Below are 17,218 nucleotides of genomic sequence, written 5' to 3'. Positions count from 1 at the left end.
TCCTGCCGCGTCTGGTGGTCCCGGTGCCAGTGCTGACCGGGGTCGGGCAAGTAAACGAGTGCATGCGCCAGTGCCTCCGATGTCGCAAAACTGGCGCGTCCTATTTCAAGTGCGGTTTTCCCAGGGCTGTGCTGCCGGTAGCATGGAGGCAGCGCTGGGAAGCGGGTGAGGTCCCAAGGGGACTGCACACCGCAGCTCGCAGCCGAAAAGGTCGTCAGCGCCCAGTGCGACGACTTATAAGGGAACTCGGCCAGTCCGCCAAGATCGAACGAGTCCCGGGTTGTACCCCCCGCAGCGGGATGCAGCGGGGGGTTCGGCCTTTTTCAGGCCCTTCCCGGCCGCCTGGCCGGGCACAGCAATGGGTAGTGAGCTCCGGTTACGCAAAGATCACCGGCAGCCACCATACCGGGTCGCTCGGCTATTCACCGAGACGATCGGTTACCAGAGCATAGACCCGGCGCGTCGTCAGCAGACCCGCCTCGGTGAGGTCCTGCAGCGCGTCGGTGACCATCCGACGGCTCAACCCCACCGCAACAGCCAAGTCGCCGACCAGCGGCATCGGATCCAGGCCATCCCCGCGAGTAGCTCGCTTCGCCAGTTCCGCATACACCCGTTCGGCGTTGACGGAGCACTCTTCCAGGCGATCGGAAATCGTCATGCTCACGGGCGATGGTCTCCTGGATCTCGGTGGGGTTGTTGCCGATCAGGATGCTGTCGGCGAAGGGCGGACCGGCGCAACCGGCCACCGGGCCGTACGGTCCCGCCGCAGAGTGGAAACGAGCTCCACCCTGTCCCCAGGGATGATTCGAGCCGAGGCCTCGGCCACGACGCCCGTCTCCGCCGAAACTCCTACGGTGATCACTTGGAAGACCGGCATCACGACTGGGATCTCCAGCAGCTTGGCCTCTTCCTTCGAGGGCAGCCGGACAATGGTGTACTCGGTCCACTTCAAAGGGCCATAGCCGGCCTCTTCGATTCGGTCGAGGTACCCGCCCGGGCCGGTCACCGGCTCCGCCGCCTGCGGGGCCTCGGCCACCACGGCCGGGGGAATCCAGGCGTCGGCGATCTGGAAGGGCCCCTCCCCGGCCGGCGAGGTGACCCGTCGTCGGCGAGTCGCCAGCGTTCCCGGGGGGAGACCGAGGTGCCCGGCCACGTCGTCGGGGAGCGACTCGGTTGACGTCTTCGGCCGACCGTGGACGACCCAGGGCTCGCCCGGGCTGGAGGCCGCCGGGAAGACGTACCCCCTCCGGGGGTCCCGCATGACCACACTGCCGCGCCGGACCCGCCGGCGCTCGCCCGGGATCCGCACCACCAGGCCCACCCGCTTCACCGGGCGGACAAGGCCCTTGGCCTGCAGAACGTCGATGGCGTTGGTGATCGTGACCCGCCCGACCCCGTATTCGCTGGTCAGCGCGTCGTAGTCAGGCAGGGTGGACCCTGCCTCGAACTCCCCCTCGCTGATTCGCCTCTCAAGATCGACGGCGATTTCCTCGTAGCGGCTAGCCATGTCGACTCCTTTCGTTGGGCAATTTATACCTCAGCAGTACAGGACTAAGCCAGCCTACGCGCCTCATCAGTACTGGACTGTTGTCGATGCGACACGCGAACAGTACTGGACTGTTGACACGGGATTGCCTGGAGTGCCAGAGTCATCACATCGCCGGACGACGGGATCGCACCCCGGACGGAAGGCGTAAAACCGCGCCACCGTCATGCCCAGACATGGCGCTGCGGACCTCGGGATCGCACCCCGGGCCCGCAGCATCGGCGGGGCAGCCTCACAGCAACTGAGGATGTGATCCACACCGTGCCCACCATCATGCCCGGTTCCGCCCAGCGGACCGAATCCGTCCCCACCTCGTTGGCCAGCAGCAACGCCGTTCAGGCCCTCTCCATCGTCCTCGGTGTCGACCTCTTCGTGTTCGCCGACGACCTGCTCGGTGAGACCGACAAGGGGCGGGCCGCCCGCTTGGACGCGGCCCGCGACATGCTCGCCTCCGACCCGGCCGGCCTCTACCTCGGCGTCCAGGTCGCGGCCGTCCGCGACGAGGACGCCGTCGTCCCGCTGCTCAAGTACCTGATGGCCCGCCGGAACGTTGGGCGCGCCAGCGTTCGAACGGGCCAGCACGCCAGCGTGCTGGAGACCGCCGGTAACGCGCTGGACCGAGCCGGCCTGTGCCGGCTCTCGCGGGGCGACCGGTGAGCGCGGACCCTGCGGCCGCCGCCGACCTCGCCCGGCAGATCGCCGCGCACCAGGCCCACCTGGACCGCATCGCCGAGCAGACCCGCGCCCTCGCCGCCCAGTCCGCCCAGCAGCCCATCCTGCAGCCCGTCCTGACGCAGCCCGGGAGCCCCGAGTGATCGCCATCGGCCGCCGCATCCGCGTCCTCCTCGCCGCCAACCTCATCACCAGCACCAACAAGGCCCTCGGGATCGCCGCCGGGTTCGGCATCCTGTGGTCCGCCGACAGCCTGGTGGGCGGCCTGCTCAAGATCGAGCCGGGCCCCGCGGTCATCGTCCTGCTGGTCGCCGGCGCCGCCGACCTGTGCGCGCTGACCTGGTGGCGGTACTACGCCCCCGAGGTCCCCGCCTACGCCACCCGCGAGGAGGCGATCGAGCACCTGGTCGCCTGCGGGATCGACCCGGTGGAGCTGGAGCTGGCGCTGCTCGACCACACCACCCCGGTGGTTGGACCGCCGCCCGAGGACGTCACCGGGCCGGCCTGGTGAGTGTCTCCGGCACCGCCGGCGACACGCCGGGCGGCCCGCCTGACCCGGTGACCGCCCGCGTGATCGAACGCGCGAGGATCATGCACGAGGCAAAACGGACCGGAGCCATCGACGTGATGCGTCGGACCGCGCTCTGTCTGCGAGCCAGCTTCCCTGAAATCCCCCCGAGGAGCACCCCCCAATGAGTGGGACCCGCGAGTACCGCAGCTACACCCAGATGGCGGCTGACGCCGAGAAGACCAAGGCCGAGGCGGCCGCCCTGGCCGCCGACTCCGAGGTCAAGAAGGCCGAGGCCGCCGCCCTGACCGTCGAGGCCGAGGTCAAGGCGAAGCAGGGCGAGACGGCCCGGCTCGCCGAGCAGATCAAGCAGACCAAGATGCTCGGCCACCTCGCCGAGGTCAAGGCCAAGCAGGCCGACGCCGCCGCCGAGCGCGAGCAGCTGCGGAAGGCGGCCGCGGCGGACCGCGGCGACACCGTCCGCCGCCTGATCATCGCGCTGGTGACGCTGACGACCCTCGGCGCCCTCCCCGCCCAGGTCGGGTACTTCCTCACCCTGCACGAGCCCGGCAAGCCGGGGCCCGCCAACTGGACCGAGTTCTCGTGGGCCACCAGCTTCGTCCCGTTCGGGCTGGAGCTGATGGCGTGGGGCATGGTCCTGCTGGGCAATTGGGCCCATCGCAAGGGCCTTCCCAAGTGGCCGTTCTGGATGGGCACCGCCGCGCTGGCCGGGTACGCCGGCTGGATCAACCTCCAGCACGGCGCCGACTCCTACGGCCCGACGGCCGGGTGGGCCCTGTTCGCCTGTAGCTTGGTCGGCCCCCTGGTCTGGGAGGCGTACGAGTACGTCGGAGACCGGCCCAAGGTCACGCCCCCGACGGACAAGGAGCGGGTCGAGCAGCGCAAGGAGGCCGCCGCGGCCAAGGCCCTGGCCGCCCTGGAGAAGCGCCGGCGCCAGCAGTTCCCGACCGAGTGGCAGCTGTTCACCCAGATGCTCGCCTCCCACCCCGAGGACCGCCACCCCCGCGAGCAGCTCTGGCAGGAGGCCCGGCGGGCGGTGCACTTCCCCGACGTGCACGCGCGCTTCGAGGAGCGCCTGCTGGCCCTCGGCGACGTCACCGGCCAGGCCCGGATGAAGGTCTGGCACGCCGCCTGGTACGACGTCCACCGCGCCGCTGTCGGTGACACTGCGTCGACATGGCGTCGCCGGGTCGAGGCCGACAATGAGCTCGAATCCGTCCTCGCGGAGGCCAGGGACCACAGCGTCTACCGCGAGCTCGACATGCTGACGATGGACGTCCTGCGGGAGGAGGACGAGGTCCTCGGCGGCGACGAGGAGGACGGCGGAAGTGCCGCCTCGGCGGTCGGCGCGGGTCCCTCCGGCGGGCCCTCCAGCACCGCTGCAGCCCTTGGGGGTATTGGGCGACGCGCATCCGGCAGGGCTCCCCGCAAGGACCTTGTCGAGCCCCTCAAGCCCGCCGACATCGAGAAGGCGAAGACCTTCGCCCGCGCCATTGAGGGGACCATGCGCGAGTTCAGCACCCCCGAGGTGGCCAAGCTGCTCGGCCGCTCGCGGATCTACTCCAAGCGCGTCCGCGACGAGGTGGAGAAGCAGCTCCGCAAGAACAACAACGACAACGCGCAGTAACTGGGGCAACGCCACCCGACGACGCCGGCAGCGGCACGGGAAGGCACCCCGGAACCGACGACCAGCACGACCGAGGAAGGCAGCGAGATGACCGAGAACGACACCACCTCGGGGGCCGAGACCCCCGACGGCGCGGCCGCGACGGCCGGCGCCTGGCTGGCGAAGGCAGACGCGCACTACCGCACCGCCGCCACGCTCAACCGGGAGAACGGCGCCGTCAGCACCCGCAAGGCGGAGCTGGAGCTGGGACTGGCGCACTACGCCATGGACCGCGCCGACCAGCTGGGCGGCCTCGCCCAGCGCGCCGGGGCGTCCAGCGGCCGGCCCTCCGACACCCCCGGCTGATCCCCCTCCAGCCGGTCCCCGCCCAGCCAGCGGGCTAGCGCGCAGACATCCTGCCGCGCAAGCCCGCAAGCAACCCAGCACGCCAGCATGCCAGCGCGCCAGCGCGCTGAGATCGACCTCCCGGGCCGGTGATCCGACACCGGCCCGGACGGAACTCCGGACCGCCCGGCCTCAGCTTCCAGGCACGGCCGGGCGGCCCACCCCCCCGATCCGCCACACGACGAAACGAAGGGAGACACCAGGATGCCCGACTTCGCCCGATGGGTGCTGCAGAGCATCGCGGCGCTGCTTCTCCTGCTCAACACCGCGCTGCTCGTCTACGGCTTCTACCTGCTGATCCGGCGGTGGTCGCAGTGACCGACCAGACCACCAGCCCGGCCGACCTGTTCGCCGACGTCTACGCCGCGCACAACGGCGAGATCGTGGACGCCGTCGTGGTCGAGGAGATCGTCGACGCCGAGATCATCGACCCGCTGCTCGGGGCCGACCCGGCCGCGGAGCCCAAGGTCATCGTGATCGAGAACGCGTCTTTCACCACCGTGAACGAGACCACGTCCTTCACCACTGTGAAGGACACCGCCGACGCTGGGACGCACGTCCCGCCGCCGCGGGCCGTCCCCTACGTCCCCGCGCCGCCCCGCACGTTCACCGCGCCGCCCCCGCCGCCGGTGCCCCCGTGCAACCCGTGCACCCCCGGCAGCGGCCCCAACTGCGGAGGCTGCAACCTCCGCCCAGGCGAACCCCTCCCCGTCGAGGTCATCGCCCCGGTCCCGGTCCCGGTCTACGTGGTGGAGCCGCCCGCCCCGCCCGTGCCGATGTGGGACTGGTCCTGGCTCCAGCTCGGCAAGAACGCCGTCGCCGCCGGCCTGGCCGCCGTCCCCGCCTGGTACCTGCAGGGGCCGTTCCACACGGTCGGCGCGCACTACGGCGTCCCCGTCGCCGCCACGGTGCTCGTGCTCTACCCGCTGCGGCCGGTCGCCTTCGCCTCCGCCAGCGCGTGCGCGGCCTGGTACGCCTCCGCCGCCGTCGGCCTGGACGAGGTCACCCGCAACACCGTCGAGGCCCTGGCCCTGGCCGCGCCGCTGGTCAGCTGGCGCATCTGGGCCACCAGGAACGGCACCCTCGCCCCCGTCTCGCCCCTGCGCCGCCTGGCCGCCTGGGTCGCCGTCCTGACCGGCGTCATCTCCATCCCCGCCATCACCGAACTCACCACCTGGGCCACCCAGGTCTTCACCGGAGGAATCTGACATGGACATCACCCTCGGCACCTACGCCACCGTGCTCGGCCTCACCACGTGGCGCGTCCTCAAGGTCACCGGCCTCGGCAAGTTCATCCCCGGCTCGAAGAACGTGGCGGACCTGGTCCCGTTCGGCGTCGGCAACGTCGTCGGAGTCACCGGCGGCCTGTGCACCGGCGGCATCCTCGGCGGCCTCGGCTGGCTGACCTACGAGGCCGGCGTCTACGGCGGCCAGATCACCCTCTGGGGCACCACCGGCGCCCACTCCACCACCCAGTACCACGGCGCCGAGCCGATCCCGCTGTCCGACGGCGGATCCCTGCTGCTGTTCCTCACCGCGCTCGGAGGCGCCGCGCTGTGGAAGGGGCTCAACAAGGACTCGAAGGGCCAGATCCTCGCCGGCGCGGTCAACGGCGCCGCCCTCACCGCCGTCCCGCTCATCGCCTACTACGCCCACCTCGGCCTGTCCAAGGGCGGCGACAGCCTGCTCAACGCCCTGAACCACGCCGTCAGCTCCTGACCCGAGACCAGAAAGGAGAAGCCGCCGTGTCGGTCACGCTGAGCAAGCCCGCCCCGGACGACATCCCCCACGAGGACGAGGTGGTCGACGCCGAGCTCCTGGACGACGACCACCCCGGTCCCCGGCCGGCCGAGCCCCGTCCCTGGTGGGAACGGCAGGCCAACCTCACCCGCGTGGGCCTGCGCGTCCTCGCCGCCGAGCGCGGAGCCTGGCTGACCGGCCACAACGCCAGCGACGAGTACGTGGCCGTGCACCTCCTCAACGACCGCTACCGCAGCTGGAAGGCCACTCAGAACGCCGAGCACACCGGCCTGAGCGCCCGCGCGAAGGAACAGCACGCCGAGGCGAAGAAGGCCAACACCGCCGCTCAGGTCAAGGGCGTCACCGCGACCACGTACGGCGCCGCCCGCAAGACCGCCCTCGCCGCCACTGCGGCGGCCGCCCAGTGGGAGCAGCAGGCCGCGGCCGTCCTCGCCCGCGCCTACCAGGGCCACCTCCCCGCCACCCCGGCGGAGATCAGCCAGCACCGGCGCCGCATTGCCTCGCGGCGGCTGTGGCGCCGGTGCGTCCCGACCGTGCTCGCCGCCGTCGGTACGGTCCTGCTGATCGGTGGCGCCCCCGGCCTGCTCGCCGTGGGCGCCACCACGGCTGCCGCGGTGGCCCTGTCCGGGTGGGCGAAGGGCGCGCTGCCCGGGTGGCGCTCCGCCGCCCCGCAGCCGCCCGACCTGGCCTATCCGCTGCCCGAGGGCGCCCCCCTGCTCGCCCTCGAAGCCGCCCCGGACGGGCAGAGCGAACCGACTGCGCAGACGGCGCCGCCCACCGCGCCGGCGGGCCCGGCGGCCGGCCCGGCGCGCGGGGACGCCCCGGAACCGGTCGGCAAGCCTTACCCGATCCGGCTCGCCACCAGCTTGGAGCAGGCCGGGCAGTGCATCCACCTCGCCCTGCGTGCCGAGGGGCTGGCCGTCGGCTCCGTCACCGACGTCTCCCAGGAACGATGGGGCTGGCGGGCAACCGCCCACCTCACCAAGGGCCGGCCGAGCAACCTGGTCGCCAAACTGCCGGACCTGGAGGTGCTCCTGGGCGTCCAGCAGAACGGCCTCATGGCACAGCCGCAGCGCGCCGCCGCCGGATCGGTGGTCCTGCGGGTGATCACCAGCGACCCGTTCGGCGCGATGCCGGAGCACCCGGTGTACCCGCCGAAGTCGAACTCCATCCTGGACCCCATGGTCCTGGGCCCGTCGATGGACGGCACTGCGACGAAGTTCGTACTGGCCGGGCAGAACATGTTGGTGGTCGCCGCCTCGGGCGGCGGGAAGTCCGCACTCGTACGGACGATGGCCGACTACGTGACCAGTTGCCGCGACGCCGTGGCGTGGGACATCGACCCCACCGGGCGCGGCCTGGGCCCCCTGCGCGGCGCGGCCGGACGCACCGCCTACACCAAGGCGGACATCGACAAGGCGATCGGCGACATCCTCAGGTACGCCCGGGCCCGCACCCGGCTGCTCGGCGACGACGTCGACAACTGGCAGGTCACCGAGGAAGACCCCGCGATCGTCGTGTTCTGCGACGAGTTCCTGCAGCTGACCCCGAAGCAGCGGGCCGCCCTGATCAAGGCCACCAGGATCACCCGCAAGGTCAGGATCTCGCTGGTGATCCTCGTCCAGGACGGGACGGCCGACGCGGTCGGCGACGCGATCGCCGACGCGCTCGGGATCCGCGTCATGCTGCCCTGCCGGGCCGCCGACGTGCCGCTGGTGGTCGGGTCGAGCACCGCCATCTCCGAGGGGTGGGCGCCGCACCGGCTCACCCCCTCCCCGGGCGACTGGGACCCGGCCGACGCCGGCAAGTTCTACATCCTGGCACCAGGTCTGACGGACCCGATCCTGCGCAAGTGCACCCACATGAGCCCGGCCGCGGCGAAGCAGCGCGTCGAGGAGCGCCAGGCGGCCGGACTCGCGCAGATCGACGCGGCGACCCTCGCGGAGGCCGGCCACGACACGGGCGGCGACGACGGCGACCAGGACGCCCGGACCGGGTTGGTCGCGGACGCCTTCGGCGCCGACGGCGCGCTCAGCGCGGAGGCGCTCCTGGAACGCCTCGCCGAGCGCTGGCCCGACGAGTTCGGCGACTGGAACCGCACCCGGCTCCGCGACCTCCTCAAGCCCCTCATCGGCGCGCCGAAGCCGGTCAACATCAACGGCAAGACAGCCCGGGGCTACCGCCTCCAGGACCTGACCGACGCTCTCGACGGGGCGTAACCGAAGCCGTCACCGGGGTGTAACCGAAGGCGCCGACCGCGCGGCCCGGTTACACCCCAGTTTCACCCAGCTAGGCCTCTGACCTGCAGAGTTACGTCATTACGCCGGTTACACCCACCCCCCGATCCCGGGCTCCGCAGGGCGAATCCGCCCCGCGGGGCCCGACCCGTCCGTCAGACTGAGCGACATGGGGTACTACGAGACCATCCGTCACGCGGCCGCCGCCGCCGACTCGATCCACACCATCCGCAAGGGGGCCGCCGGCCGCGACGCCTACGGCGACCTGGACGAGATCGCCCGCACCGCCGAGCACCTGCGCGCCCTGGTCCAAGACCTGCCGACCGTCCTTACCCAGCAGGGCCTCGCACTGCTCCTGCGCGCCCGTGACCCCGACCAGCGCGAGGCGGCCGACGGGCAGAAGGCCCTCGCCCAGGCCGCCACCCACGCGATCAAGTTGGAGGAGTCCCTGCGCACGGCCCTTGACCAGATTCGACGGGTGCGCGACTGACCACCCAGCCCCCACCGACAACAGCACGCCAGCCTGCTGAACCGCCAGCAGGCTGGCGTGCTGGCATGTCCGGACCCTCCCCGCCCGGCCCCCCGCCCGTTTCACCCGGCACCCCGCCGTCGTTGGGCCGGGCGGACGAAGCGAGCGCAGGAGGCCCAGCCGATGACCCGTCGAAGGACCCCCCGGCCCGCTCCGGCGGCACCCGACCCTGAGTCCGAGGTCCCCTCGGTCGAGCTGCCTCCCGCGATCCGCACCGCGCTCCGGCGCGGCCGGGCCGCCCATGCCGAGCGGCTCGCCCAGGAGCTCCAGCACGCCCTGGTCGCCGCGCACGGTCCAGAGCACCCCGAGGTGCTGGCGTCGGTCGAAGTCCTCGCCCACCTGGCGCACCTGGCGGGCCGCCACCCGGAGGCCGCCCAGCTCTACCAGCGCGCGGCCGCCGGCTGGGCCCGCGCAGGCTCGCCCCGGTGCTGGACGGCCACCCTTCGCGCGCAGGCCTGCGAGCAGCCGGCCGCCCGACCGGCACCCCCGGCCGCCCCGCACCGCCCCGCCCCGGTGCTGCAGGGCGCCCTCGCCACCGCCCGGACCGCCGTCCCCCCGGCCGGTGTCGCCGCCGTGCGGCGCGGCACCCTGGTGCTGCTGCTGGCCGCAACCTCCATGGTCGCCGCCGCGGCCAGCCTCTCCGCCGAACCCCGCAGCAGTCGACCCGCCGGCCCGGCCGTGGAGCTGACTGCCTCGGCGGTCGGCCAGGCCCTGCAGCGCGCCCGTCCCGTTGCTCCGCCTCCGTTTCCCACTCCCGTCCCCAGCCCGGTCCCGGCCGCCCCGCCCACCGCCGAGCCGCCGAGCGAACAGCCCGCCGGCCAGGACCACGACGACGACTCCGGTACCTCGGCCGTGCCGCCGGCCGCCCGGCCCGCGCCGCCCTCGCACCGTCCCCGGCCGGTACGGCCCGACTCGCTGCCCTCCCCGTCGCCGGCCCCGCCGCGACCGCCGGCCCCACCGCCGAGGCCGACCGATCCGTGCGCGGCCGCCCGCGAGTACGGGCACCTGCCGGAAGGCCTCATCGCCCTGTGCCGCCAGGCGAACCACCGCTGAGCCCGGCCGCCGCCCGACCCGCCAGGCCGGTACGCGCGACCGGGACCGATCGTTGGATACGGCATGACTGCTCAGAGCAAGAACCGCCGCCGCCTGGCCGACGTTCCGTCCGACCCCGAAGCGGGCAGTGGTCGGCACCGCCGCCCGCCCGGGCCATCGGAGTGGCGGTGTGTATGCGGAGGCCACGGCGAGACGGTCTGGCCGCCGTGCCGCGAGACGGCCAGGCCTAAGCCCCTGCGGCAGCACCGCAAGCCCCGTCCGGAGGAGCTGCCGCCCGAGCCCGTCGTCGCGCGACCCTCCGCGGGCGACCCCGTGGTCCTGCCCGACGGAGTGGCCTCGCTGGCCGAGTACCGCGCCCGCCGGGCGGCCGCGAAATGCGAATGACCGGTCGGGTGACCCCACTCGAACGCCCCTGTGTCAGTAAAACGCTGACGCTCGCGAGGGGTGGCGCGCCTGCGCTTCCGCACGTCCGCCTGCCAGCACGCCAGCGTTCCAGCACGTTGGAAGGCCAGCGCGCTAGCCCACCCGCAGGCACGGGCTGTCAGTGAAGCGCTGACAGCCCGGTGTTCAGTCGGCCAGCCCCACCAGCACCACCGCGGTGGCGTCGTCGCGTCCCCCGTCCGCGCCGGGGCGGGCGGCGGCCACCAGGGCGTCGGCGAGCTGCTGCGGCTCGCCCTGGTGCTCGCGCACCAGCTCCACCAGCTCGGCGTGCGGCACGCTGTCGTGCACGCCGTCGCTGGTCAACACCACCACGCCCCCAGCCGGTGCCGGCACGTACGGGACGGTCGCGGGCACCGCCTGGCCCAGCGTGACGCCGACGAAGTCGGCCAGGGCCGCCGCGGGCACCTCGCCCGCCCCCCGTGCCGCCCGGGTCAGGTACGCCGCGAGGGTGTGGTCGGCGGTCAGCAGTGTCAGTTCGGAACCGTCCCAGTGGTAGGCCCTGCAGTCGCCCGCCCAGCACACCCCGATGCCGCCGTCCGGTCGCTGGACCGCCACGACCCCGACCGCGTCGGGGTGGCCGGGGTCCGCGAGCAGGAGCCCCGCCGCCAGCAGCCCGGCCATGCCGCCGCGGAACGCGCCGACGCGCGCCACCGTCTCGGCGAGCATCGGAGCCAGCCGCACGACCTCCTCCCCGTGCTGCATCCCGTCCACCACCGCCGCGGCCGTCTGCCCGGTGAGCGCCGAGCGGTACGTCGCGGTGGCGTCCGCGACCGGCCCTCCCGTGCCCTCGCGCGAGGCTGTTCCGATCTGCATGGCCATGTTGGTTCCCTTCCTTTGGGTGTGCCGGGGCGGTCCCGGGGCGCTCGCTTCCCGCCAGCGCGCCGATGTCGGCGTGCTGGCGTGTTGGCATGCTCGGCCGCCAGCGGGCCGAGGCGGTCGGTCAGCGTTTCGCTGACGACCCGTCCGGGGTGCGGCCGCGGGCGGTCAGGTGCGGGTGCCGGTGCTCTGCAGTAGCTCCAGGACGGCGCCGCCGTAAGCCCTGGCTCGCTCCCACACCTGGTGTGCGTCCCTGCTGGCCTGGCGGAACTCGTCCTCGCGGTCGGGCCTGACACGGAACCCGGAGCCGCGTCCCAGGAGCAGGCTCAGCCGCCAGCCCGTGGCGGGGGAGACCCCGCGGACCGGCGGCACCGCCGGCCCCTCGCCGAAGTCGTCCGTCGGCCGGAACGCTTCGTAGAGCGAGTCCCGGGAGTCGTGTCCGACCCGGCTCGCCTGCAGCAGCCGCGCGCCCTTGGCCACGGCCTGCACGAGCGGGTCGTCAAGGCCACCCAGTCGCAACTCGGGCCCGGGCGCGGGGATGTCGCGCCAGATCCCGGCATCCGTGCGGGAGACGTGGTTGACCCACCACTGGGGTGCCGCCCCGCCGTACAGCAGCTGCGGGGCCGGGAGCCGGCGCGGCGCCGACCGTCCCTCGGCTCGGCGCCTCAGCAGCAGCCAGGCGCCGCGCAGCAAAGCCCGGTCCGTGACCCGGCTCACCGCGACCGCGGTCACCAAGTCCTGCGTCTGCCGCTGATGCTCGGTCGTGGTGACGAACTGGCCGACCTCCCGCTGGAACCGCTCCCACGTTCCGCTGTCGCCGTCCTGCGGCGGGAGTTGCGGTGCGTGCGCGCGCGTTGCCTCGGTGGCCAGCGTCACCGCATCGGCGGCCGCCGAGGACCGCTCGGCGAGGCGGGAGAGGCTGTCGATGGCGTCGGACCAGGTCGTCATGCGGCCATCCTTCCCCACAGCGAAGGGCCCGCGCGCCGGCGAACCGGCGCGCGGGCCCGGGGCGGGCGCCCCCTTGTGCGCGGGAGGTCAGGCGGACCCGGCGTCGAGGCCGCGCAGCATGATGGCGTACAGCGGGCTGTCCTCGAAGGGTTGTTCCTCGCCCACCTTGCGATAGCCCCACGACTCGTAGAGGGCCTGGACTTTGGGGCGCGCAGTGTCCACGGACAGCACCGCCAGCGCCTCGGGGCGGTCGTCCAGCAGGGCCTCGTGCAGTTGCCGGGAGACGCCCTGTCCGCGCCAGCGCGGGCGGAGCATCAGCTCGCTGAGACCGAATGTCGAGGTCTTCGCGGGCGCCGGCTTGAGGAACGGGCGCCACCACTCCGTGCCGTCGGTCAGCGGGGCGCCGTAGGTGAAGCCGACCGGCTCGGTGCCGTCGTAGCCGACCACGCAGACGAATCCGGGCTTGCCGGACCAGCGGTCCAGGAACCACCGCCACCGCTGTACGAAGGGTTCGTGGCGGCGGTCGGCGTAGGCGTCGGCGTGCACGTCGAGCAGCAGCTGGCGGAAGCCCTCGGGCAGGCTGCCGTGCTGGTAGCGGCGAAGCTCTATCGTCACGGGGTCGAGGTCCTCTCGGCACGGATGCGGTCGCTCCACTGCCGGAGGGCGGCGGAGCCGGGGGCGAAAGTGAGCAGGCCCCGGTGGAAATCAGCCTGCATGGAGCGTAGGCGGCCGGGCAACGGGGCGCCGGCCATCAGCTCCCGGGCCTGGACGGCGGTCGCGCACGCCTGCTCGACCTCGTCCTGGCGGAGCTGGGCGAGCGCCAGTCGGGTGGTGACCATCGCCCGGTTGCGCCGGTACTGCTCGGGCAGCCGGGCGAGGGAACGGTGGCAGGCCCCCTCCGCGTCCTCCGGTTCGTCCAGGTGGTCGTGGACGATGGAGGCCAAGCCGTCCAGCTCCGCCGAACCGTAGAAGGCTACCCAGGCCGGCCGGGGCAGCGTCAGGTCGGCGCGGCCCAGCGCGTCACCGGCGTGCCCGAGCGAGCGCAGGGCCGCCTGCCGCTCGCCCGCGCCTGCGTGGCCGACGGCGGCCCGGGCGTGGGCGAGCGAGGCGTACAGTGGGTCGCGGCGGGTGATCCCGCAGGCCTGCGCGGCCTGCGCGGCGGCCAGTGCCAGCGGGTAGTGCTGCTGCTGGTAGGCCATCAACGCCGTCGAGTTCCACACCCGCAGCTGCAGGCTCGCGTCTCTCGCCAGGCCGGCCAGCGTCAGCGCGCGGTCCAGGTGGCGCTGAGCGCGCTCGAACTCGCGCGCGTCCACGCACGACCAAGCCGCCGTCGTCAGGAAACTGCCCTCCACCGTGGCCAGGGCCCGGCGCACCCGCTCGCTGGCCGGCCGCTTCTGCAGTGCTTCGGCTTCCTTGGCACCGGCGAGCGCGGCCTGCTCCAGCGCCGCGTGCCCGCCCACCTTGTCGTCCAGGGCGGTCAGGCCGTCGAGCCGGGCCCGCAGAGCGTTCACGTCCGACATGCCGACCTGCTGGCGTCCGGCCAGGCCCGGCGCGGTGACCACCGCCGCGGCGGCGGCGGTGGTGGCGATGAACGTTCGGCGTCTCACGGGCTGCTCCGGGTGGTGCTGGGGGCGTTTGCTGCCCCGCGGGGTGAAACCGAGTTGCTCGGACGGACAGTCGAATACTGTCTCGATACAGACCCGCTGCAGTGTGTTCGGCCACCCGGTCCGGCCGCTGGTCCAGCCGGTGACGGTCCGCTCGCTGACGCGCCCGAACCGGCCGGTTAGCTTCTCTGTCTCGCGGTTGATCGCGTCGGCCAACCCTGCGTTGGTCAGGCCGAGTTCGTGCATCGCCGCCCGGAGCTCCTCATTCACTGCCACTAGCTCAACGTAGCTCCGCGCCTACGGAGAGCGCAGGTCGATGGGTAACGCGATGGTCAAAACTTCCTGGTGCGTGCGCGCGGGAACCAGCCTTTCCGTCCTTACCGCCGTGCCGGATCCGCCGTTGACTGGGAGTCGGCTGCACAGTGCAGCCGACTCCCCCCGGCGGGCCTGCCGCCTGCGCGCACCTTCACCCCCCTTCTGGCGCTGCAGCGGCAGGCCCGCACCGTCTCCCCCTCCGGAGGTAGACCGATGCCCCCCGCGCGCCGCCGTACGACGCCGCCCGCCGCCCGCCGCCCCCGGAGCACGCCGCCGTCGTGCAGCACCGGGACGAGCCGGCGGGAGGCCTGGCTGACCCAGCCCGCGCACCAGTGGATGATCGTCGGCACGCTCGCCGTCGCCCCCTACGAGCAGGTGCCCGGATACCCGCCCATCGAGGTGCTCGGCGAGATTCAGCAGGTCGGCACCCATCCCTGGCGCGAGGACGAGGTCCCGCGCGTGGTGTACCTGCGGCCGCCGGGCGGCGGCATCGAGTGGACGGCGCGGACCGACGAGATCAGGAAGCCGCCCGCCTCCCTCTCGGCCGGCGGGAGCTGAGCCGCCGTGGACAGCGCCCTCGTCATGGCCGCCCGGCACCTGCTTGCCCAGCCCTGGCCGGAGTGGCTGTGCGGGCGGCCCGCGGTGGTCTTCCCGCAGTCGCCGGAGAGGCCGGCCCCGCCGGTGCTCGCCGCCGACGGCTGGTCCACCGACCGGCCCGACCCCTCCTCCCCGCCCTGGCCCGGCTGGGACGCCGCCCTGAACGACCAGGTGCTGACCCTCACCCGCCCCGGCGGCGTGACCTGGTTCGACGGCTCCCTGCCCCTGCCCCGGGAGTGGCGCCGCAGCGTACGGTCCTGCGGTGAAATCGTGCTGATCACCGGCCCGTTCAGCGCGCTCGGCGGATTCACCGCCGCCGCCACCGGTGGCCACCTGCGGCTGGTGACCGTCGCCGCGCGCTTCACCGGCGACACCTGGTGACCGCCCGCCACCGACCCGTACCGGGCCCGCGTGCGACGTCGTTGACCCCCATGGCCGCCCTGCCTGCGGCCACCGCCCAAACCTGAACCCAGGGAGCACCGTTGAACGCCTTGACCGCCTCCGACGCCGCCCACGCCATCGCCGACGCCTGCCGCACGCTCGGCATCACCGAGGCCGCCGCGCCCAGCATCGCGGACCTGCGGACCCTGCTTTGCTCCGAGCATCCGGGCCTCGCCGACCGGCCGCGCCGCCTGGTCGGCCACGCCGGGCGGATCCTGGACACCGTGGTGTGGGTGGGAGTCGAGGGGGAGACCGGCCGCGAGGGGCTGGCCGACGTGCTGGACCTGGTCCGTCGTGCCGTCGCGCTGTTGTCCGGCGGCACGGTCTACTACTCCCGGGCCGCCGGCGGACACGGATGCGCGCTGTGCGGCCGCGCGGCGCCCGACTCGGTCACCGCCGCCGACATCGCCGACTGGACCGACGCGCACACCGACGTATGCAACCCCCGGCTGCCCTCCAGGGCGTAGAGCCCTCGCCCCTCCCATGCCGAGGCCCCGCCGCCGCAGCGGCGGGGCCTCGGCATGCCTACACGCCAGCACGCCAGCAGGCGGGCGCGCCAGCTCAGGAAGCGCAGGCGGCACTCAGCACCACCGCGGTGGCGTCGTCGCGTTCCCCGTCCGCGCCGGGGCGGGCGGCGGCCACCAGGGCGTCGGCGAGCTGCTGCGGCTCGCCCTGGTGCTCGCGCACCAGCTCCACCAGCTCGGCGTGCGGCACGCTGTCGTGCACGCCGTCGCTGGTCAGCACCACCATGTCGCCGGCCGGGATCTCCACCTCGTAGACCGTGCCCACCGTCGCCCGGGCGAGGGTGGTCCGCACCCAGTTGCTGTGGGCGACCGGGAGCTCCCACGGCGCCCCGTTGAGCGCGAGCTGGGCGCCGACCGTGTGGTCCGTGGTGTAGCGCACCAGGTCGGTGCCGTCCCAGCCATACGCCCGACAGTCCCCGCACCAGTTCACCACTGTCGGCCCGCCCGGGGAGGCCACCGCCACCAGCCCCACCGCGTCCGGGACCAGGTCCTCGTCGGCCCCTTCGTCGGCCACCAGCTCGCCGGCGGTCAGCAGTCCGGCCAGGCCACCCCGGCGGGCGGCGATCCGCGCCGCCACCTCGGCGAGCAGATGGGTGGTCGCTCCGACCGCGGGCTTGTTGCCGATGCCGTCGACCACGGCGGCGGCCGTCGTCAGGTCCCCCATGGTGAAGACCGCGAACGAGTCCCCGGAGGGGCCCTTCGTGCCCTCCCGGGTCGCCCATGCCGTGCGTGTGCTCTCAGTCGTCATGGCCGGCACTGTAGGGCGGCGCCGCCTCCAGTCGCCACTTCGGAGCGTTAACCGAACGTGAATCACCCTCGTGACCTGCGGAGTAACCGCCGAACCCGGTCGGGGAATTGAGGTCGGCGCCGAGCCCGACCGCCCGGGCCGAGCCAGTGTCGGCACTTCGTTGACGCGAGGGCGACAGTACGTCAGAAGGCCGGCACTTCTGCCCGCTGGCGTGCTGGCAGGTGGGCGTGCTGGCGTTTCTGCGTGCCGTGCCGATGTGGCGTCAGCGTTTTGCTGACATGGAGGTTGGTGGGCGGTGGGCTGCCGGCGGGTGGTGCTGGGGGTGGGTGGGCGTGGGTGCTGGTGGTGCCGTGGTTGTCCGTCGTCCGGGTCTGCCCTTCCGTCATCGGCCTTGCGGCCGATCCGGCAGTGGGCGCGCCTGGTCGTGTGACCGCGCTGTGCGGTTC

The 17,218-nt window shown here is 73.3% G+C and carries 20 protein-coding genes; 13 read left to right on the top strand and 7 right to left on the bottom strand.

Annotated features, from left to right (window positions below; all coding sequences use genetic code 11):
- Window positions 1-418: 418 nt before the first annotated feature.
- Window positions 419-664, bottom strand: coding sequence for a hypothetical protein (locus ACZ51D_RS37900; protein WP_465664794.1), 246 nt, complete (start codon window positions 662-664; stop codon window positions 419-421).
- A gap of 39 nt (window positions 665-703) precedes the next feature.
- Window positions 704-1,507 (bottom strand): GntR family transcriptional regulator, encoded by an 804-nt coding sequence (locus ACZ51D_RS37895; protein ID WP_465664793.1) that lies wholly within the window; start codon window positions 1,505-1,507, stop codon window positions 704-706.
- A gap of 300 nt (window positions 1,508-1,807) precedes the next feature.
- Here ACZ51D_RS37895 and ACZ51D_RS37890 point away from each other — a divergent pair, with 300 nt between their 5' ends.
- The 10 genes from ACZ51D_RS37890 (at window position 1,808) to ACZ51D_RS37845 (ending at window position 10,338) form a co-directional block, all read left to right on the top strand.
- Window positions 1,808-2,203, top strand: coding sequence for a hypothetical protein (locus ACZ51D_RS37890; protein ID WP_465664792.1), 396 nt, complete (start codon window positions 1,808-1,810; stop codon window positions 2,201-2,203).
- Window positions 2,200-2,361, top strand: coding sequence for a hypothetical protein (locus tag ACZ51D_RS37885; RefSeq protein WP_465664791.1), 162 nt, complete (start codon window positions 2,200-2,202; stop codon window positions 2,359-2,361). The genes ACZ51D_RS37890 and ACZ51D_RS37885 overlap by 4 nt, the downstream gene beginning before the upstream one ends.
- Window positions 2,358-2,729 (top strand): hypothetical protein, encoded by a 372-nt coding sequence (locus ACZ51D_RS37880; RefSeq protein ID WP_465664790.1) that lies wholly within the window; start codon window positions 2,358-2,360, stop codon window positions 2,727-2,729. The genes ACZ51D_RS37885 and ACZ51D_RS37880 overlap by 4 nt, the downstream gene beginning before the upstream one ends.
- A gap of 181 nt (window positions 2,730-2,910) precedes the next feature.
- A complete protein-coding gene (locus ACZ51D_RS37875) occupies window positions 2,911-4,374 on the top strand; it encodes a hypothetical protein (RefSeq protein ID WP_465664789.1) in 1,464 nt (487 codons plus the stop codon).
- 87 nt (window positions 4,375-4,461) lie between these two features.
- Complete coding sequence (locus tag ACZ51D_RS37870) at window positions 4,462-4,719, top strand: hypothetical protein (RefSeq protein WP_465664788.1); 258 nt, start codon at window positions 4,462-4,464, stop codon at window positions 4,717-4,719.
- A 353-nt stretch (window positions 4,720-5,072) separates the two neighbouring features.
- The gene (locus ACZ51D_RS37865; RefSeq protein ID WP_465664787.1) at window positions 5,073-5,966 is read left to right on the top strand and encodes a hypothetical protein; all 894 of its coding nucleotides are present in this window, start codon (window positions 5,073-5,075) and stop codon (window positions 5,964-5,966) included.
- 1 nt (window position 5,967) lies between these two features.
- Window positions 5,968-6,477 (top strand): hypothetical protein, encoded by a 510-nt coding sequence (locus ACZ51D_RS37860; RefSeq protein WP_465396310.1) that lies wholly within the window; start codon window positions 5,968-5,970, stop codon window positions 6,475-6,477.
- 26 nt (window positions 6,478-6,503) lie between these two features.
- Window positions 6,504-8,738 (top strand): P-loop NTPase family protein, encoded by a 2,235-nt coding sequence (locus ACZ51D_RS37855; RefSeq protein ID WP_465664786.1) that lies wholly within the window; start codon window positions 6,504-6,506, stop codon window positions 8,736-8,738.
- Window positions 8,739-8,925: 187 nt separating this feature from the next.
- Window positions 8,926-9,246: a hypothetical protein gene (locus ACZ51D_RS37850; protein WP_465664785.1), complete on the top strand. Its 321-nt coding sequence runs from the start codon at window positions 8,926-8,928 to the stop codon at window positions 9,244-9,246.
- 162 nt (window positions 9,247-9,408) lie between these two features.
- Window positions 9,409-10,338 (top strand): hypothetical protein, encoded by a 930-nt coding sequence (locus ACZ51D_RS37845; protein ID WP_465664784.1) that lies wholly within the window; start codon window positions 9,409-9,411, stop codon window positions 10,336-10,338.
- A 567-nt stretch (window positions 10,339-10,905) separates the two neighbouring features.
- On the opposite strand, the gene ACZ51D_RS37840 is transcribed toward ACZ51D_RS37845, so the two are convergent.
- From ACZ51D_RS37840 to ACZ51D_RS37825, 4 genes are all read right to left on the bottom strand, one after another.
- Window positions 10,906-11,598: a PP2C family protein-serine/threonine phosphatase gene (locus ACZ51D_RS37840; RefSeq protein ID WP_465664783.1), complete on the bottom strand. Its 693-nt coding sequence runs from the start codon at window positions 11,596-11,598 to the stop codon at window positions 10,906-10,908.
- A gap of 165 nt (window positions 11,599-11,763) precedes the next feature.
- Window positions 11,764-12,543: a hypothetical protein gene (locus ACZ51D_RS37835; protein ID WP_465664782.1), complete on the bottom strand. Its 780-nt coding sequence runs from the start codon at window positions 12,541-12,543 to the stop codon at window positions 11,764-11,766.
- An 87-nt stretch (window positions 12,544-12,630) separates the two neighbouring features.
- Window positions 12,631-13,158, bottom strand: coding sequence for a GNAT family N-acetyltransferase (locus tag ACZ51D_RS37830; protein ID WP_465664781.1), 528 nt, complete (start codon window positions 13,156-13,158; stop codon window positions 12,631-12,633).
- The gene (locus tag ACZ51D_RS37825) at window positions 13,155-14,150 is read right to left on the bottom strand and encodes a hypothetical protein (protein WP_465664780.1); all 996 of its coding nucleotides are present in this window, start codon (window positions 14,148-14,150) and stop codon (window positions 13,155-13,157) included. Before ACZ51D_RS37825 ends, ACZ51D_RS37830 begins: the two co-directional genes overlap by 4 nt.
- Before the next feature lie 525 nt (window positions 14,151-14,675).
- Here ACZ51D_RS37825 and ACZ51D_RS37820 point away from each other — a divergent pair.
- From ACZ51D_RS37820 to ACZ51D_RS37810, 3 genes are all read left to right on the top strand, one after another.
- Window positions 14,676-15,020 carry a hypothetical protein gene (locus tag ACZ51D_RS37820; protein WP_465664779.1) on the top strand — a complete coding sequence of 115 codons (345 nt, stop codon included), beginning with the start codon at window positions 14,676-14,678 and terminating at the stop codon, window positions 15,018-15,020.
- 6 nt (window positions 15,021-15,026) lie between these two features.
- The gene (locus tag ACZ51D_RS37815; protein ID WP_465664778.1) at window positions 15,027-15,440 is read left to right on the top strand and encodes a hypothetical protein; all 414 of its coding nucleotides are present in this window, start codon (window positions 15,027-15,029) and stop codon (window positions 15,438-15,440) included.
- A gap of 101 nt (window positions 15,441-15,541) precedes the next feature.
- Window positions 15,542-15,967: a hypothetical protein gene (locus ACZ51D_RS37810; protein WP_465664777.1), complete on the top strand. Its 426-nt coding sequence runs from the start codon at window positions 15,542-15,544 to the stop codon at window positions 15,965-15,967.
- A 94-nt stretch (window positions 15,968-16,061) separates the two neighbouring features.
- On the opposite strand, the gene ACZ51D_RS37805 is transcribed toward ACZ51D_RS37810, so the two are convergent.
- Window positions 16,062-16,772: a PP2C family protein-serine/threonine phosphatase gene (locus tag ACZ51D_RS37805; protein ID WP_465664776.1), complete on the bottom strand. Its 711-nt coding sequence runs from the start codon at window positions 16,770-16,772 to the stop codon at window positions 16,062-16,064.
- Window positions 16,773-17,218 lie beyond the last annotated feature (446 nt).

The sequence above is a fragment of the Kitasatospora sp. NPDC033851 genome (assembly GCF_055576085.1).
This window is presented reverse-complemented; position numbering and strand designations above follow the sequence as displayed.

Excerpts from the sequence above, each read along its gene's own strand:
- ACZ51D_RS37895 (WP_465664793.1), bottom strand. The coding sequence starts at position 1,507 with ATGGCTAGCCGCTACGAGGAAATCGCCGTCGATCTTGAGAGGCGAATC.
- ACZ51D_RS37875 (WP_465664789.1), top strand. The coding sequence starts at position 2,911 with ATGAGTGGGACCCGCGAGTACCGCAGCTACACCCAGATGGCGGCTGAC.
- ACZ51D_RS37870 (WP_465664788.1), top strand. The coding sequence starts at position 4,462 with ATGACCGAGAACGACACCACCTCGGGGGCCGAGACCCCCGACGGCGCG.
- ACZ51D_RS37860 (WP_465396310.1), top strand. The coding sequence starts at position 5,968 with ATGGACATCACCCTCGGCACCTACGCCACCGTGCTCGGCCTCACCACG.
- ACZ51D_RS37850 (WP_465664785.1), top strand. The coding sequence starts at position 8,926 with ATGGGGTACTACGAGACCATCCGTCACGCGGCCGCCGCCGCCGACTCG.
- ACZ51D_RS37845 (WP_465664784.1), top strand. The coding sequence starts at position 9,409 with ATGACCCGTCGAAGGACCCCCCGGCCCGCTCCGGCGGCACCCGACCCT.
- ACZ51D_RS37840 (WP_465664783.1), bottom strand. The coding sequence starts at position 11,598 with ATGGCCATGCAGATCGGAACAGCCTCGCGCGAGGGCACGGGAGGGCCG.
- ACZ51D_RS37835 (WP_465664782.1), bottom strand. The coding sequence starts at position 12,543 with ATGACGACCTGGTCCGACGCCATCGACAGCCTCTCCCGCCTCGCCGAG.
- ACZ51D_RS37820 (WP_465664779.1), top strand. The coding sequence starts at position 14,676 with ATGCCCCCCGCGCGCCGCCGTACGACGCCGCCCGCCGCCCGCCGCCCC.
- ACZ51D_RS37805 (WP_465664776.1), bottom strand. The coding sequence starts at position 16,772 with ATGACGACTGAGAGCACACGCACGGCATGGGCGACCCGGGAGGGCACG.